The sequence below is a fragment of the Archangium gephyra genome, from assembly GCF_042230915.1.
In the GTDB taxonomy this organism is placed as follows: Bacteria; Myxococcota; Myxococcia; order Myxococcales; family Myxococcaceae; genus Archangium; species Archangium gephyra_B.
In genome coordinates this window covers 6,071,936-6,087,450 of record NZ_CP102578.1, presented here as the reverse complement: position 1 = coordinate 6,087,450, position 15,515 = coordinate 6,071,936, and the positions used below count along the sequence as shown (strand labels likewise).

8 protein-coding genes are annotated in these 15,515 nt (G+C 70.4%); 5 read left to right on the top strand and 3 right to left on the bottom strand.

The genetic code is table 11. From position 1 onward, the window contains the following. Nucleotides 1-4: 4 nt before the first annotated feature. The 3 genes from NR798_RS23800 to NR798_RS23790 all read left to right on the top strand — a co-directional run bounded on the left by NR798_RS23800 (nt 5) and on the right by NR798_RS23790 (nt 8,832). On the top strand, nt 5-6,427 hold the full coding sequence (locus NR798_RS23800) for an Ig-like domain-containing protein (protein ID WP_375764763.1): 6,423 nt from the start codon (nt 5-7) through the stop codon (nt 6,425-6,427). An 86-nt stretch (nt 6,428-6,513) separates the two neighbouring features. Continuing rightward, nucleotides 6,514-7,071 (top strand): GNAT family N-acetyltransferase, encoded by a 558-nt coding sequence (locus NR798_RS23795; protein ID WP_375764762.1) that lies wholly within the window; start codon nt 6,514-6,516, stop codon nt 7,069-7,071. Nucleotides 7,072-7,101: 30 nt separating this feature from the next. Beyond that, nucleotides 7,102-8,832, top strand: a complete 1,731-nt coding sequence (locus tag NR798_RS23790) for a bifunctional metallophosphatase/5'-nucleotidase (RefSeq protein ID WP_375764761.1) — start codon at nt 7,102-7,104, stop codon at nt 8,830-8,832. A 16-nt stretch (nt 8,833-8,848) separates the two neighbouring features. Here the strand turns inward: NR798_RS23790 and NR798_RS23785 are convergent, their stop codons facing one another. After that, nucleotides 8,849-11,182 carry an ExeM/NucH family extracellular endonuclease gene (locus tag NR798_RS23785; protein WP_375764760.1) on the bottom strand — a complete coding sequence of 778 codons (2,334 nt, stop codon included), beginning with the start codon at nt 11,180-11,182 and terminating at the stop codon, nt 8,849-8,851. 267 nt (nt 11,183-11,449) lie between these two features. Between NR798_RS23785 and NR798_RS23780 the strand changes: the two genes are divergently transcribed. Both NR798_RS23780 and NR798_RS23775 read left to right on the top strand, forming a co-directional pair. Then, on the top strand, nt 11,450-12,100 hold the full coding sequence (locus tag NR798_RS23780; protein WP_375764759.1) for a hypothetical protein: 651 nt from the start codon (nt 11,450-11,452) through the stop codon (nt 12,098-12,100). After that, a complete protein-coding gene (locus NR798_RS23775) occupies nt 12,097-12,909 on the top strand; it encodes an alpha/beta hydrolase (protein ID WP_375764758.1) in 813 nt (270 codons plus the stop codon). The genes NR798_RS23780 and NR798_RS23775 overlap by 4 nt, the downstream gene beginning before the upstream one ends. On the opposite strand, the gene NR798_RS23770 is transcribed toward NR798_RS23775, so the two are convergent. Together NR798_RS23770 and NR798_RS23765 are read right to left on the bottom strand one after the other, a co-directional pair. Next, nucleotides 12,864-13,568: a DNA-binding protein gene (locus tag NR798_RS23770; protein WP_375764757.1), complete on the bottom strand. Its 705-nt coding sequence runs from the start codon at nt 13,566-13,568 to the stop codon at nt 12,864-12,866. The genes NR798_RS23775 and NR798_RS23770 overlap by 46 nt on opposite strands. A 56-nt stretch (nt 13,569-13,624) precedes the next feature. After that, on the bottom strand, nt 13,625-15,373 hold the full coding sequence (locus NR798_RS23765) for a glycoside hydrolase domain-containing protein (RefSeq protein ID WP_375764756.1): 1,749 nt from the start codon (nt 15,371-15,373) through the stop codon (nt 13,625-13,627). Nucleotides 15,374-15,515: the final 142 nt, after the last annotated feature.

Below are 15,515 nucleotides of genomic sequence, written 5' to 3'. Positions count from 1 at the left end.
ACTCATGCGGACCCTGGTGACACTGCTCGCGGCAGGACTCGTGCTCGCTTCATGTGAGCCCACGTCGTCTGAGCGCAGGATCGAGGCTGAAGCCCCGGCGAAGACGCCAAAGTCCTTCGTCGCGGGAAGCCGGCTGCTGAAGACGGAGAAGGCCATGCCGGGCCGGTACATCGTCGTCCTCGAGGGGCAGGCCGGGGACGAGAAGTCCCTGGGCAAGGCGCGGGTGGAGCCGCTGGCGAAGCAGCTCTCCTCGCTCCACGGGGCCTCCGTGAAGCACGTGTACTCCCGCGTCTTCCAGGGGTTCTCCGCGACGATGACGGAGGCCGCCGCGCTGAAGCTGAGCAACGATCCGCGCGTGCGCTACGTGGAGGAGGACGCCGAGCTCTCCCTCCAGGGCACGCAGGCGAACGCGCCCTGGGGGCTCGATCGCATCGATCAGCGGGAGCGGCCGCTGGATGGGACGTACACCTACGACGCCACCGGCAGCGGGGTCCACGTCTACGTCCTCGACTCGGGCATCCGCTTCACCCACTCCGAGTTCGGTGGACGGGCGGTTCCTGGCGCCTCCTTCGTCCAGGACGGCAACGGTTCGGGCGATTGCCAAGGCCACGGCACGCACGTGGCGGGAACGATCGGCGGAGCCACCTATGGCGTGGCCAAGGGGGTGACACTGCACTCCGTGAGGGTGGCGGACTGCGTGGGATCGGGCAGCGTGTCCACCCTGCTCGCCGGCATCGACTGGGTCACCGCCAACCACGTGAAGCCGGCGGTGGCCAACATCAGCCTGGCCACCTCTTCGTCGACGTCGCTGGACGAGGCGGTCACCCGCTCCATCAACGCCGGGGTTGTCTACACGGTCGCGGCGGGTGACCAGCAATCCACCGCGTGCCAGCGCTCTCCTGGCCGGGTTCCCGCCGCGCTGACGGTGGGGGCCTCCGACTCCACCGACGGCCGGTACCTCTACTCCAACTCCGACAGCTGCCTGGACCTCTACGCCCCGGGCGTCGACATCCCCTCGGCCTGGAGCACCAGCGACACCAGCGCGAACACGATCTCGGGCACCTCGATGGCGGCCGCACACGTGGCGGGGGTGGCGGCACTCTACCTGGAGGGCCACCCCCTGGCCACGCCCGGCGAAGTCTCCACCGAGCTCACCTCCCGCGCGACGCCCGACATGATGCCCGTGGTGGTGCTGTATTCGAGCGCCTTCGATACCCCGAACCGGCTGCTGTACGCCGGTGGCAATGGGACGGACCAGACTCCACCGCAGGTCACCCTCACCTCCCCCTCCACGGGCGCGACCGTGAGCGGCACGGTGACCCTGACCGCCACCGTGACGGACGAGTCGGCGATCGCCCGGGTCGAGTTCCTCCTGGGCGGCCGCCTGATCGGCTCGGATGACACAGCCCCCTACGAGCTGGCCTGGGACAGCCGCACCACGGTCAATGGTCCGGTGGTGTTCTCCGCCCGGGCCTTCGACGCCCACTACAACCCGGGCGTGAGCACCCCGGTCGAGGTGTCGCTCGAGAACACCGGGCAGGCGGTGTTCGATCCCACGTGGGGGACGCCCGCCTGCGCGGCCGTGGGTGGCAGGTGCGACTCGGGGCGGCTGCTGGAGGGCCGGGGGATCGCCGGTCCCGAGGCCGGCTCCGAGCCCCACCAGCCCAACACCCTGGGCGGCACCTGCCCGGACGGACAGGGCGGGACGTACCTCGATGACCCCTCGTTGGAGCGGCTCCTGGTCTTCCCGAGCGATGGCACCACCTTCCGGGCTGGCGCAGAGGTGACTGTCCAGGCCACGGTCCATGCGGAGTTCAGCCCCTACCTGGGCTACGAGCGCCTGGAGCTGTTCGCCGCGGCCGACGCGAGCAACCCCACCTGGGTCCAGGTCGCGAGCGTGTGGGCGAGCAGGCCGGGCCTCCAGATCCTCACGGCCCGGTACCTGCTGCCGGCGGCGGGGGGGCCGCAGGCGCTCCGCGGCGTGTCCTACAGGAGCGCGGTCTTCTCCAACGGCTGCGCGCCATACAGCGGCTACGCCGTCGACCATGATGACCTCGTCTTCGCGGTGGACCCGGCGCCGGACACCACGCTGCCGGCCGTGAGCATCACCTCCCCGGTGGAGGGCGCCACGGTGAACAGGAGCGTCACCGTGAGGATGGAGGCGAGCGACGACCGCGCCGTGCAGCGCGTGGAGCTGTACGAGGGCTCCACCCTGCTCAGGACGCTCACAAAGGCCCCCTACGAGTGGACCTGGACGGTGGGGACGCTGCCCAACGGTCCCTACACCCTGACGGCGCGGGCCCATGACATGAGCGGCAACGTCTCGCAGAGCACGGTGAACGTGGCCGTGGACAACGACTTCACCCCGCCGTCCGAGCCCGTCATCACCGCGCCCGCTCCCGGGGCCACCGTGAGCGGTACGGTCTCCATCGAAGTGGCCGCGAGCGACGACCGGCAGGTGACGCGGGTGGAGCTCTACGTGGACGGCGCGTTCCTCGAGGCCGACACGACGGCGCCGTTCGCGTTCAGCTGGGACTCGGCGAGCGTGTTCAACGGCGGCCACACGCTGAGCGTCTGGGCCTATGACGCGGCGGGCCAGTCGGCGGTGAGCGCGCCCGTCACGCTCGAGACGAGCAACGTGGGCAATGCCCGTTACGATCCGCTCTTGAAGGCGCCCCGGTGCGACACCGTGGCGGAGCGCTGCGATGCGCGGACGCTGGTCAAGGGACGGGGACTGAACAGCGAGCCGAACGCGCCCAACACGCTGGACGGGTGCCCCGACGGCGCGCGCACCGGCTTGGCGGAGAACATCCGGGGGCTCCGGGTGTTCGGGGCGGACGGCGCGGCCCTGACGGCGGGCAAGCGGGTCCGGGTCGAGGTGGACGTCGTCACCGACAACAAGGACTCGGTGCCGGTGGACAGGCTGGTGGTGTACTCCGCGGCGGATGCGACGCTGCCCGTGTGGACTCCCATCGCCACCGTCAGACCCCTGAAGGTGGGCGTGCAGACGCTCCAGGTGGAGTACGTCCTTCCCGCCGGAGGCCTGCAGGCCGTGCGTGCGAAGTACGGCCCGGGGGCGAGCACCACGGGAAGCGCTTGCGGCAGTACGCCCGAGGACACGTGGATCGATAGCGACGACCTGGTCTTCCCGGCCGGCTCGGGGACGGACACCGTTCCGCCGGAGGCCGCGCTTACCTCCCCCGCACCTGGAGCGGTGCTGATCGGAACCGTCACGGTGTCGGCCGCGGCGAGCGACAATTTCGGCGTGGTGGCCGTGGACTTCTTCGAGGGAGAGACGCTGCTGGGCACGGATGGCGCGGAACCGTTCGGGGTGATGTGGAACACCCGGAGCGTCGCGAACGGGAGCCATACGCTGATGGCCCGGGCACGAGACGTGGCCGGAAACGTGGTGGCCTCGCTGCCCGTGACGGTGACGACGGACAATGACTTCATCGCGCCCGTGGCCGCCGTCACCTCTCCCGCTCCGGGTACGCGAGTGGCCGTGAACCAGCAGGTGCCGCTCTCGGCGAGCGCCACGGACAATCTGGGCATCGCCCAGCTCGAGCTCTACATCGGCAACAGCCGGCACAGCGGCGGCCCCAACTCGCCCTCCGGGATCTCCTATGCGTACTTCTCCACCACCGGCCAGTACATCGTGACCGCCCGGGCCTCTGACGCGGCCGGGAACGTGGGGATCTCGCCGCAGGTGGTGGTGACCGTCGTCACCGAGATCACGCCTCCGTCCGTCTCACTCACCGCGCCCGCCAGTGGTGCGACGCTCGGCGGGACCGTGACGCTCTCGGCGAACGCCACCGACGCGTCCTCCTCGGTGTCCAAGGTCGAGTTCCTCGTGGACGGCACGCTGCTGGGGACGGACACCTCCTGGCCCTACAGCTTCGCCTGGAACTCCCTGACGGTGGTGGGCGGGAGCCACACGCTGACCGCGCGCGCCACGGATTCCCAGGGCAACGTCGCCACCTCCACCCCGGTGAGCGTGCTGGTGGACAACGCGGCCCCGGCCGTGGCCCTCACCTCCCCGGCCAGCGGGGCCACGCTGAGCGGCGTGCTCTCCCTCCAGGCGGACGCCACGGACGACGTCGGTGTCACTCGGGTGGAGTTCCTGATGGATGGAGCGCTGGTGGGGAGCGACACGACGGCGCCCTTCGGTCTGGACTGGGACAGTGGCGCGACGGCGGATGGGAGCCACACCCTGACCGCCCGGGCCTATGACGCGACGAACAAGGTGACCACGAGCGCCGCGGTCCCGGTGACCACGAGCCAGCCCGTCAGCGCCGTGTACGACGCCACGCTCCGGGTGCCGAAGTGCGCCACGCCGGTCAACGTCTGCGACACCACGAACCTCGTGAGGAGCCGGCGCAACCTGGAGCCCAACGTGCCCAATACGCTCAACGGGGCCTGCTCCGACGGAGCGCTCAACAACGGCTCGCACTTCATCGACCGGGTCAAGCTGTCGAGCGTCGACGGAGGGCCCTTCACGGCGGGACAGCGCGTGCGGATCGAGGTGCACGTGGGGACCTGGGATCTCGCCGCGTCGGCGCTCGACCTGTTCTACACGAGCAATGCCACCATCCCCTCGTGGACGTACCTGACCACGCTGAAGCCCACGGCGGGGACCCAGGTGCTCTCGGCGGAGTACGTCCTGCCCGTGGGCCTGCTGCAGGCGGTGCGCGCCCAGTTCCGGATGAACGGCGATGCCAGCTCGGCGTGCAGCCTCGGCGCCTATGACGACCACGACGACGTGGCCTTCGCGGTGCTGGCGGATCCGGTGGTGGCGCTCACCGCTCCCTCCAATGGTGCGCGGGTGAGGGGCGTGGTGCCGATGACGGCGACGGTCTCCAGCTCCTCGGCGGTGACGCGGGTCGAATTCCACGCGGATGGGACGCTGCTCGGCACCGACACCAGCGCGCCCTATGAGCTGAGCTGGGACAGCACCACCGTGGCGGACGGGGCCCACTCGCTCACGGCGAAGGCCTACGACACCGAGGGCCGCGTGGGGACCGCTCCCGCGGTGCTGGTGAGCAGCGACAACACCCCGCCGGACGTGGCGCTCACGTCCCCCGCGCCGGGGATGTACCTCGGGGGCAGCTCCACCGTGCTCGAGGCCACCGCCACTGACAACCAGGCCGTCTCCAAGGTGGAGTTCTTCGTCGACGGGACGCTGCTCGGCACCGACACCAGCGCGCCCTACACGATGACCTGGTCCACGGCGTACGCGGCGGAGGGGGCCCATACGCTCACGGTGAAGGCCCATGACCTCGCCGGCAACGTCCGCACCTCCACCGGGGTGGCGGTGACCGTCGATCTCTACACGCCGTCGGCGGCCATCAGCGCTCCGGCGCAGAACGCCTGGCTCCGGGGAACCGTCCCCGTCAGCGCCACCGCCAGCGACTCCGTCGGGGTCGCGAGGGTCGAACTCTACGTGGACGGCACGCTGCTCGGCACCGATACCAGCGCGCCCTACGAGGCGAGCTGGGACAGCACCACCGTGGCGGACGGGGCCCATTCGCTCACCGCCAGGGCCTATGACCAAGCGGGCCGGGTCAAGACGTCGGCCGCGGTCACGGTGAACATCGACAACACCCTGCCGGACGCGGCGCTCACCTCCCCCGGGCCTGGGACGTACCTCCGGGGCGCTGTCACGCTCGAGGCCACCGCCAGCGACTCCGTCGGGGTGACGAAGGTCGAGTTCTACTCCGGCACGACGCTGCTCGGCACCGACACCACCGCGCCCTACTCGCTGAGCTGGAACACCGCGGGCGTGGCGGACGGGGCCCAGACGCTCACGGTGAAGGCGTTCGACGGCATCGGCAACGTGCGCACCTCCGCGGCGGTGGCGGTGACGGTCGACAACACCGCGCCGGTGACGGCCGTCAGCGCTCCGGCACAGAACGCCCTGCTGCGGGGCACCGTCCCCGTCAGCGCCACGGCGAGCGACTCCGTCGGCGTGGCGCGGGTCGAGTTTTACGCGGGCACGACGCTGCTCGGCACGGCCACCACCGCGCCGTACGTGGTGAGCTGGGACACGGCCACCGTGGCCAATGGGAGCGTCACGCTCACCACGCGGGCCTATGACATGGTGGGCAACGTCACCGTGTCCGCCGCCCGCACCGTCACGGTGGACAACACCGCCCCCACCGTGGCCATCACCTCTCCGGCCAATGGGACCTCGTTCTCCTTCCTCACCTTCAGCACCACCATTCAGGCCAGCGCCAGCGACAACGTGGGCGTCACCCAGGTGGTGTTCTACGACGGGGCCACCGTCATCGGCACCGACACCACGGCTCCCTACAGCGTGACGTGGAGCCTGGGGGGCGTGCCCAAGGGCACGCACACCCTGACGGCCAAGGCGTACGACGCGGCGGGCAACATCACCACCTCGGCGCCCATCTCCGTGAAAGTGAACTGACCTGCGCCCGGGCCGGACGCATGACGGCCCTTGCTCCGGGGGGAAGCGTGGTAAGACGCCGACCCCTTCCCACCCGGAGACCGAAGGTGATTGCTCCTGGACCGACCCTCGAAACCGCTCGACTCCTGCTGCGCCCCACGGCCCTGGAGGACCTGGATGGCTTCGCGACCCTGATTGGAGACCCGGAGTCCGCGCGCTTCATCGGCGGCGTGCAGCCGCGCTCGGCGGCGTGGCGGGCCATGAGCGCCATGGCGGGCTCGTGGGCGCTGCAGGGCTTCTCCATGTTCTCCGTCATCGAGAAGGCGACGGGCCGCTGGGTGGGGCGCGTCGGTCCCTGGAAGCCCGAGGGCTGGCCGGGTCCGGAGGTCGGCTGGGCCCTGCTGCGCGACTGTTGGGGACGCGGCTACGCCCTCGAGGCGGCCTCGGCGACCATGGACTGGGCCTTTGATCACCTCGGCTGGACCGAGCTCATCCACTCCATCGCTCCCGAGAACACGGCCTCCCAACAGTTGGCCCAGCGTCTGGGCTCGCGCCTGTTGGGCCCCGGGAAGCTGCCGCCGCCCTACGACACCGCGGTGGTGGAGCTCTGGGGCCAGGATCGCGACACCTGGCGGGCCCGGCGCCGCAAAGCCGCCAATCCCTGATCGATTCCCCCCCGCAGTACCCCCCACACCATGAACGACACCCACTCCCCTGCTCCGAACGCGTGGCGGCGCCTCCGTCCCTTCACGGTCCTCGGCGTCATCGCCACGGGCGCCCTGCTGCTCGTCCATCCCGGCTGCGACGATCCCCCTCCGCCGCCCACGCCCGAGCCCATCCACGTCCAGGTGCTGGCCTTCAACGACTTCCACGGCAACCTGGAGGAGCCCACGGGCAGCAACGGCCGTATCGCGGTCCCCGCCAGTGATGGGGGCACGGTGAACGTGAACGTGGGCGGCGCGGCCTTCCTGGCCCACCACCTCCAGAAGCTGCGGGAGGAGAACCCCGAGCACACGGTGGTCGTCTCCGCGGGAGATCTGATCGGCGCCTCGCCGCTCGTCTCCGGCATCTTCCACGACGAGCCCACCATCGAAGTGATGAACATGATGGGGTTGGGCATCAACTCGGTGGGCAACCACGAGTTCGACGAGGGCGCCACCGAGCTGCTGCGCATGCAGAACGGCGGCTGCCACCCGGTGGATGGGTGCCAGGACGGCACGCCCTTCGAGGGCGCGAAGTTCCAGTTCCTCTCGGCCAACGTGTTCACCGACGTGGCCGCCCGGAAGACGCTGCTGCCGGCCTACAGCATCCGCGAGTTCCAGGGGGCGAAGGTCGCCTTCATCGGCATGACGCTGGAGGGAACGCCGCTCATCGTCACGCCGACGGGCGTGGCGGGACTCACCTTCCAGGACGAGGCGGACACGGTCAACGCCCTCGTGCCGGAGCTGAAGCAGCAGGGCGTGGAGGCCATCGTGGTGGTCATCCACGAGGGTGGCGTGCCCACGGGCTCCTATGATGCGTGCCCCGGCATCTCCGGCCCCATCAAGGACATCGTCGAGCGTCTGGATGACGAGGTGGACGTGGTCGCCTCCGGCCACACGCACCAGGCGTACAACTGCATCATCGACGGCAAGCGGGTGACGAGCGCGGCCAGCTACGGGCGGCTCATCACGGACATCGACCTGGTGCTGGATCCGGTCTCGCACGACGTGGTGGAGACGGCGGCGCGCAACGTCCTCGTCACGCGGGACAGCGGGAGCGACACCGCCGTGGACACGTTCGTGAAGGAGGTCGTCGCCAAGGCCGCGCCCCTGCGGGACAGGATCATCGGCAACACCCCGGTTGAGCTGAAGGCCCCCGTGCGGCCGCTCCCGGCGGGCGCCACGGGCGAGTCCACGCTCGGCAACGTCGTGGCGGACGCGATGCTCGCGGCCACGCGCACTCCCGAGACTGGCGGGGCCGTCATCGCCATGCAGAACCCGGGCGGCGTCCGCGCGGACGTCAACGCCGGGGACATCACCTTCGGCGAGGTCTTCTCGGTCCAGCCCTTCGCCAACAACCTGGTGACGCTGACGCTCACCGGCGCGCAGATCGAGACCCTGCTGGAGCAGCAGTTCCTGCCGACCGGCACCCTCATCCTCCAGGTCTCCCAGGGCTTCGCCTACACGTGGAAGGCGTCGGGGCCCGCGGGAGACAAGGTGGACCCGGCCTCCATCACCCTCGACGGCACGCCCATCGATCCGGCGGCGAACTACCGGGTCACGGTGAACAACTTCCTGGCGGCCGGAGGTGATGGCCTCGTGGTGCTGACCGAGGGCAAGGATCCGCTCACGGGCGTGATCGACCTCGACGCACTGGATGCGTACACGCGCGCCAACAACCCGTTGACGCCGCCCGCGCTGGGCCGCGTCACCCGGGTTCCCTGAGGCCAGGTCCGATGCGTCACCAGGGACAGTCGACGACTTCCACGGTGCGCATCACCGGCGGCGCGGGGTTGCCCGCGCTGTCCCTCACGTCGTAGCGCACGGTGTACACGCCCGGCGCCCAGCCATTCACGTACCCCGTCGTCACCACCGTGGGCGCGATGTTCCCGTAACACGCGTCCCACGCCACCACGCCGGGGTCCACCCACCCGCTGCCGCACGTGTGCGTCATCCGGGCGTCTCCCACGAGCTTCAGCATGGGAGGCGTCCGGTCCGCCACGCGCACCGAGCGCACCACGTCCACGGTGCGCCCCGCCGGCGTCCAGGCGATGTACTGCACCCCGTAGGAGCCCTCGGCGCGCGGGTTCGGGCCCGGCCCGTACGCGTCATGGCCCGAGTTGTACGTGTGCACCTCCAGCGGGCCACAGGCGTCCGTTGCCCTCGCGCCGGGCTCCAGCCAGGGGTCCACGCCGCACTCCAGCGTCAGCTCGCGGCCGCCGAGGAGCTCCAGCGTGGGCACTCCCGGATCCACCTGGCAGACGGCATCCAGGTCGAGCCCGATGAGGACCGGATCATGGTCGCTCGAGCGGAACGGCGTGGGCGCGTAGCGGTCATCGGTCTTGAACTCGGTGTTGTAGTCGAGCACCGGGGGCTCGTCCGCGTTGATGTGCCAGACGGTGATGCCGCGCACCTGGGCGGCGAGGCTTGGCGTGGCCAGCGCGTGGTCGAGCTCCCCCGACTGCCCCTCGAAGACGAAGCTGTACCGCGTCGGAGCCGGAATCCTCAGGCTCAGGTGCTCCAGCCCTCCGGCCACGAGGGTCCGCACCGGGTCCTCCTCGCCGTAGGCGTTCAGGTCGCCGATGACGAGCACATCCGCGTCATTCGAGCGCCCCTGCAGCTCGCCGATGAACTGGAGCAGCAGGCGCGCCTGCTCGGTGCGCTTGAGATTCCAACACCCCTGGCCGAGGTCCACGTCCCCGCTGGTGGGACAGGAGCCCTTGGACTTGAAGTGGTTGATGACCACGGTGAAGTCCGAGCCCTCCTGGCCGTCCCCGCGGTCCACGTGGAAGGTCTGCGCGAGCGGATAGCGGTCGAAGACGGGGGCCGGGAAGCCGAGGGACGGACCGGCGAGGCGGACCGACCGCGGCTTGTAGATGAAGGCGACCTGGATAGCATCGCTCCCGGTGCCGGTCACGGGCGGGGGCACCGCGGCGTACACGGGTGAGCCGGAGGCGGCGTTGAGCGCATCCACCAGATCCTGGAGCGCGGCCATGCCGTTGTTCTCCACCTCGATGAGGCCGACGATGTCCGCGTCGAGGGCCTCGAGCGCGGCGACGACCTTGGCCTTCTGGCGTGCGAACTCCAGGGCCGAGTTGGCGCCCCGCGAGCCGAGCGTCGTGAAGTAGTTGAGGACGTTGAAGCTCGCGACCTTCAGGCCACCGGCGATCGGCTCGGGCGCGGCGGTGCGCGGGTTGGCGTCGACGAAGGCCGGCTCGACGGTGGGGAACAGGCGGTACTCACCGAAGCCGTAGGAGAGCACGCCCATGAGGCCGCGCACCGTGTCCCCCACGCGGCGGGTGCCATCCGGGCCCGGCGAGGACAGGAAGGGAATGGGAGCGGGGTTCTGCCGCGAGTTGCCATCGTCCAGGAGGATGCGCCGCCGGGCGTTCTCCTCGGGGGTGCCGCCCTGGCCGTTGGTGGGGTTGAAGAGGCGCCCCCCGCTGGAGAGGAGCAGCTCGCCGAAGCGCCCGAGGCCGAACGTCTCCGTGACGGTGAGCTCCTGGGTGAAGGTGACGAGCATGCCCTCGTACGCCTCGAGGTCCGTCACGGTGCGCACCGGCAGCGCCACGGAGGTGGGCGCGAGCCCGGCGCCACCGGAGCAGATGCCGAGCGCGGTGACGGTGTCGAGCTCGGTGAGGGTGCCAGCGCCGGTGCGGAACTCCGTGACCCTGCCGCTCACGCGGACGCGGTCGCCCGGCTTCACATCGATGCCCGACAGCACGTTGCTCCTGGGGATGAAGACGAAGAGGCCCTCGCTCGTGGCGGGGTTGCCGTCGCCCTGTTCATCCTGGAGGAAGAAGCCGCTCTGCAGCTCTGGGGGCTGGAAGTCCCCGATGACGACGCCCTCGGTGGTGACGGTGCGTCCGGCGAGGGGGCTGGAGGCGCCGGAGCCCTGGATGGCCGCGATGGGCGTGAGGGGGACGCCGTCCGGGCAGTCACCGCGCTCCACCACCGCGCTGGAGGCGCGCTCCGGCCACGCCTCCCCTTCCCCGCTGTTGCCGCAATGAGTCAGCGCCACCACCGCGGCCAGCGCCACGACGAACCGTCCTCCTGCCCTGTACTGCCGTGCCATGCCCACCTCGCGCGAACTGAAGGTCCGCGCACGCAGTGCACCCGGTGTACCCGGGCGGGAGCTGCGCACTACCGGAAGCTCGGCTTGCACCGTGGGGTGAGACCGGGCGCGGACGCGAAGTCCCCTCGGGAAAGCAGTACCGAGCCAGGGAAGAGGGTTGCCCGCCCAACTGGAAAAACATGCCAAACCAGCAAATGCTTGAAATCCTCTTTCAGCTTCTGGCTAACTGAGAAAATCAGTCCCGCCCCCCTGCTCAGGAGAGAGCCCATGAAGATGGCCTGGAGATCCAACGCAGCGATGCTCGTCACGGTGGCCACGCTGTTGGGAGCGGACGGCGCGCTGGCGGATGGCACGAACCCGTACCACCTGGAGGCGAACGTCGTCAGCCCGTTCGACTACACGGGGGTCGTCACCTCGCCCGCGCCCTACCACCACGTCGTGTATGGCGGGGACACGTCCTTCGACGTGGCGATCCAGGGCATGTCGACGGGAGGCCAGAAGGTCTGGTTCGACGTGCAGCCCATCAGCCCGGCCACGGACATCCGCGGGGTGATCCTCTCGGGGGGAGCCAACGCGCGAGTCCCCGCCTGCGCCAACGGCAACCCGGCTTCGGGTGGCTACGTGGTGCAGGTCGAGGTGCAGGCCTACCACCTGGGCACGTGGACGCCCATCGGCTGGGTGAAGTACGCGCACGTGGACAACATCAACGTGAACAACGGGGCGGTGATTCCGAAGGCCTTCTCCTTCGCCACGGCCTCGTGGAACTACGACGGGAGCTGCTCGACGGCGCCCCACGTGCACATGGAGCCCTACAACTACCGGCACTACGCCTGCTACACGAACCGCAGCCCCTTCGCGTACTACGACACGCTCGCGCGCGTGGGCGGTGGCCGGCTCGGCTTGCAGATGTGCCCATGAGCGCGGTGCGCTGGAGCGGCATGCTCCTCGGAGGGCTGCTGGCCGCCTGCGCCAGCGGCTCGCTCCCGCCCGCGGCCGGAGAAAAGCGGGACGTGCGTACGGGGGCTCCCGAGTCCGGGCTGCCCTGGCGGCTGCACCTGCCGGACACCGCCACCGGGGAGCATCCCCTCCGGTTGCTGGTCTGGATGCACCCCTCGGGGGGTTCCGCGAATGCCCTCGTCGAGCCCCTCGCCCCCGCTTTCGCCGAGCGGGGGTGGGCGCTGCTGGTGGTCACGGACAAGGACTTCTCGGGGTGGCGAGGGCAGGAAGCCAACCGGCTGATGCTCGGGACGCTGCCGGACGTGGCCCGGCTGCCGGGAGTGGACGCACGCCAGCCGGTGCTGCTGGGTTTCAGTGCGGGGGCGCAGATGGCGCTCGAGCTCTGGGCGGCGCGGCCCGGGGCCTTTGGCGGGCTCGTGTTGCTGGCCGGTGCGCCCCGGCTCTCCCAGGGCAGCGAGCAGCTCCCTCCCGCCGGAGAGGCGCGGGCCCGGGTGCCGCTGCTGGCCGTGGTGGGTGCCGGGGATGGAAGTGCTCCGCTGTGGCGCGAGGCCTCGCGCACCTGGCCCGCGGCGGGCCTGAGCCTGGAAGTGCTCGAGGTGCTGGGACGGGGCCACGAATGGCTGCTGGGGGACGAGGCCGCGCTGGCGCGTGTCCTGGAGTGGCTCCAGGCACGCGCCGCCGGGTGGTGGCGGTGTGAAGGTCCGAGTCGGGGTCCGCGAAATAGTCAGTTCACCGTCAGGTCCGAGGGCTGTCTCGGCGCCACCTCGTAGGTGGTCTCGTACTGCGCCGCCAGGCCCACCACCGTGATGCGCTGGCCCGCGGTCAGCGCCTGCAGCGAGGCCTTGTCGAGCCCCGCCGACACGTGGACGAAGATCTGCACCTCGCCCGAGCCATCGTTGACGTAGAGCTTGTAGCCGTAGGGCGAGTCATCCTGGAAGGTCTGGGTCACGTTGCCGGTCACCTGCACCAGCTGGCCCTCCCTGGACTCGTTGACCTCGCCCGTACGCACGGTGACGGGCTGCACCAGCTGCGGGGTGCCCTGGAGCGTCTGCACGTTGGCGGGCTCGGCCTTCAGGATGCGCAGCTTGTTCTGCTCGTCCAGCGTCCCCGTGACACGCACCCGGGCCCCCAGGCCGAAGTCCAGCTTCTGGGTGATCTTCACGTAGATGCCGCCGGAGTCATCCTGGAGGGAGAAGCCCTCGTCACCCAGGGCCGAGACGAAGGTTCCGGGCGCCACCGACACGGCGCCCTCGACGGTCACCGAGCTGCCCGTGGCTCCCGCTCGCGCCTGGGAGATGGGGGTGGCACTGGGGCGCGCCTCGTTGTCACAGCCCACCACCCAGGTGGCGAGCGTGACACCGAGCAGCAGGGAAGGCAGCCAGAAAGCAGAGCGGGAGGTCCGTCCAGGGGACGAGAGAGGAAGGGTCATCCCCGCTTTATCTTCCCATGGGGCCGTTCCGGGCAACCGCCATCCGCACGCGCCCCTCACTGCGCCTGGCGCACCGGCATGATCACGTCACGCGGGGGTGGAGGGCCGGGGTGCTCGCGGAGGTACGCCGTCACGGACTCGGGAACCGGGGCACCGATGAGCGTGAGGTAGCGCTGGATGAGGAGCACGCGGGCCCGCTCGAAGCGCTCGCCGTCGTTGGGAACTTCCCAGGGCGTGGGGATGAGCTCTCGCGCCACCGCTCGCGCGAACGCGGCATCCCCGGTGTCGCCCACCACCTTCAACCACTCATAGTCCTGCATCCCCAGGCGGATGTGCTTGAGCCGCAGGGAGGGCAGTGGCACGCCGGTGCTCCCCCCGATGGCGGAGACCGTTCCCGGATAGAAGAGCGTCCCATCCCCATTGCCGCCGTAGACATACTGGTCCGTCCACGCCGTGGAAAGCCGCTGCGCCACCTCGTAGTAGAGCTCTCCCGTCGCGCCCACCTGGAAGGAGATCCACTCCATGGCGCGTGCTCTCGAGGCCGGACGGTCCACCATGTACGAGGGCCAACCCGGGCCCGGCGAGACGCCTCCGCAGCCATGGGTCCCACAGCTCTGGTAGAGCCACAGCTCCCGTTCCGGCCGGCTGGTGAGGAACGATGCGTAGCGCGAGCCCGCCCCGGCTCCCGCGGGTTGCTCCGGCATGGAGTAGAGCTGGTTGATCATCACCGCGGCGATGTCGATGAGCTCACTCAACCCCTGGCGCTCCAGCTCCTGAAGGGAGGAGATGGTGAGCATGGTGCGCAACTGCGGCGCCATCTGCCGTGACAGCGTGGCGCGGGCGCGCACCTCGTCGAACGTGCTGAACCAGGGGGGCTCGTCGCCCGGGACGTTGAAGGCGCGAGGCAGCCAGCCGCGTGCTCCCGCCTGGGCTCCGAAGTCCGCGAGCTGCTCGGGAGTGAAGGCGCCCGAGTACTCCACGCAGGTCATCCGCGCACCGGGCAGGCGCAGGGGCGCGGTGCCCTCGACATACGGGCCCCACCAGGTGTCGAAGGTGGCCCAGTCCGGACGGTCCTGGGGATCGAACCGGCTGGTGAGCGTGATGCGGTGCTCGAGCCCGAGCTTCACGAAGGCGGACGACAACCGCAGCTGCTCCTCCCGAGAGCACTCCCGCTGGCCGGTGAAGGCCTTGCACAGGCTGGGAGTCCAGACGGAGAAGTTCGTCCGCAACGACGAGGTGCTCGGCATCACCCAGTCCACCACGGTGAGGGACACCTCCACGCGCGCGAGGTACCCGCTGCCCACCACCTCGACCGAGCCGTGGTAGTCGCCCGGGGGCGCGTCCATGGGCACGTGCACGTCCACCCAGAGGGCGCGCGACTGGTGAGCGGGCACGTCCATGGGGAAGGCCTGGCGCTGCTCGCCCACCGTCTCGTCGGTGTCGGGCACCAGTCCGTCCGGCCACTCCCCCGCTTTCAGGTACGACATGGACGGGTGGGTGATGGGCAGCAGCGTCTCCCGGTAGAGCACAAGGTCGCCGCCCTCGATGCGGCCGGGCCCCTCCAACACCGGGAGGCGCGCGCTCACCCCGCTCCACCCCGAGTCCCCTCCGTGCAGTCCCACCTGGAAGGAGACGAACTCGTTGCGCGCGGCGAACAGCTGCACGTGCGAGCCGAGGCCCGGCGCCGTCTGGGGCCGCACCTTCTCCATGGCGCTCACCCCCCAGGCGGAGGGCGCCGGATCGGCCCTGGCGGGCATGCCGAGCACCAGCGCCAACACACCGATGATCCACGCGAGGGCTCTCATGGTGTGTTGACCATGGGAATGAATCCCGCCCCCGTCGTCCTGTCCTCCGGTGTCGGGTGAACGCAATGGCGCTGCGGAGCGGGCAACCGCGGTGCTGGCCGCCCCCGCTCCAGGCGGCCCTGGATCATGCCCCGGCGTTCAG

Coding starts and splice junctions, on each gene's coding strand:
- NR798_RS23800 (WP_375764763.1), top strand. CDS start 5: ATGCGGACCCTGGTGACACTGCTCGCGGCAGGACTCGTGCTCGCTTCA.
- NR798_RS23790 (WP_375764761.1), top strand. CDS start 7,102: ATGAACGACACCCACTCCCCTGCTCCGAACGCGTGGCGGCGCCTCCGT.
- NR798_RS23785 (WP_375764760.1), bottom strand. CDS start 11,182: ATGGCACGGCAGTACAGGGCAGGAGGACGGTTCGTCGTGGCGCTGGCC.
- NR798_RS23780 (WP_375764759.1), top strand. CDS start 11,450: ATGAAGATGGCCTGGAGATCCAACGCAGCGATGCTCGTCACGGTGGCC.
- NR798_RS23775 (WP_375764758.1), top strand. CDS start 12,097: ATGAGCGCGGTGCGCTGGAGCGGCATGCTCCTCGGAGGGCTGCTGGCC.
- NR798_RS23770 (WP_375764757.1), bottom strand. CDS start 13,568: ATGACCCTTCCTCTCTCGTCCCCTGGACGGACCTCCCGCTCTGCTTTC.
- NR798_RS23765 (WP_375764756.1), bottom strand. CDS start 15,373: ATGAGAGCCCTCGCGTGGATCATCGGTGTGTTGGCGCTGGTGCTCGGC.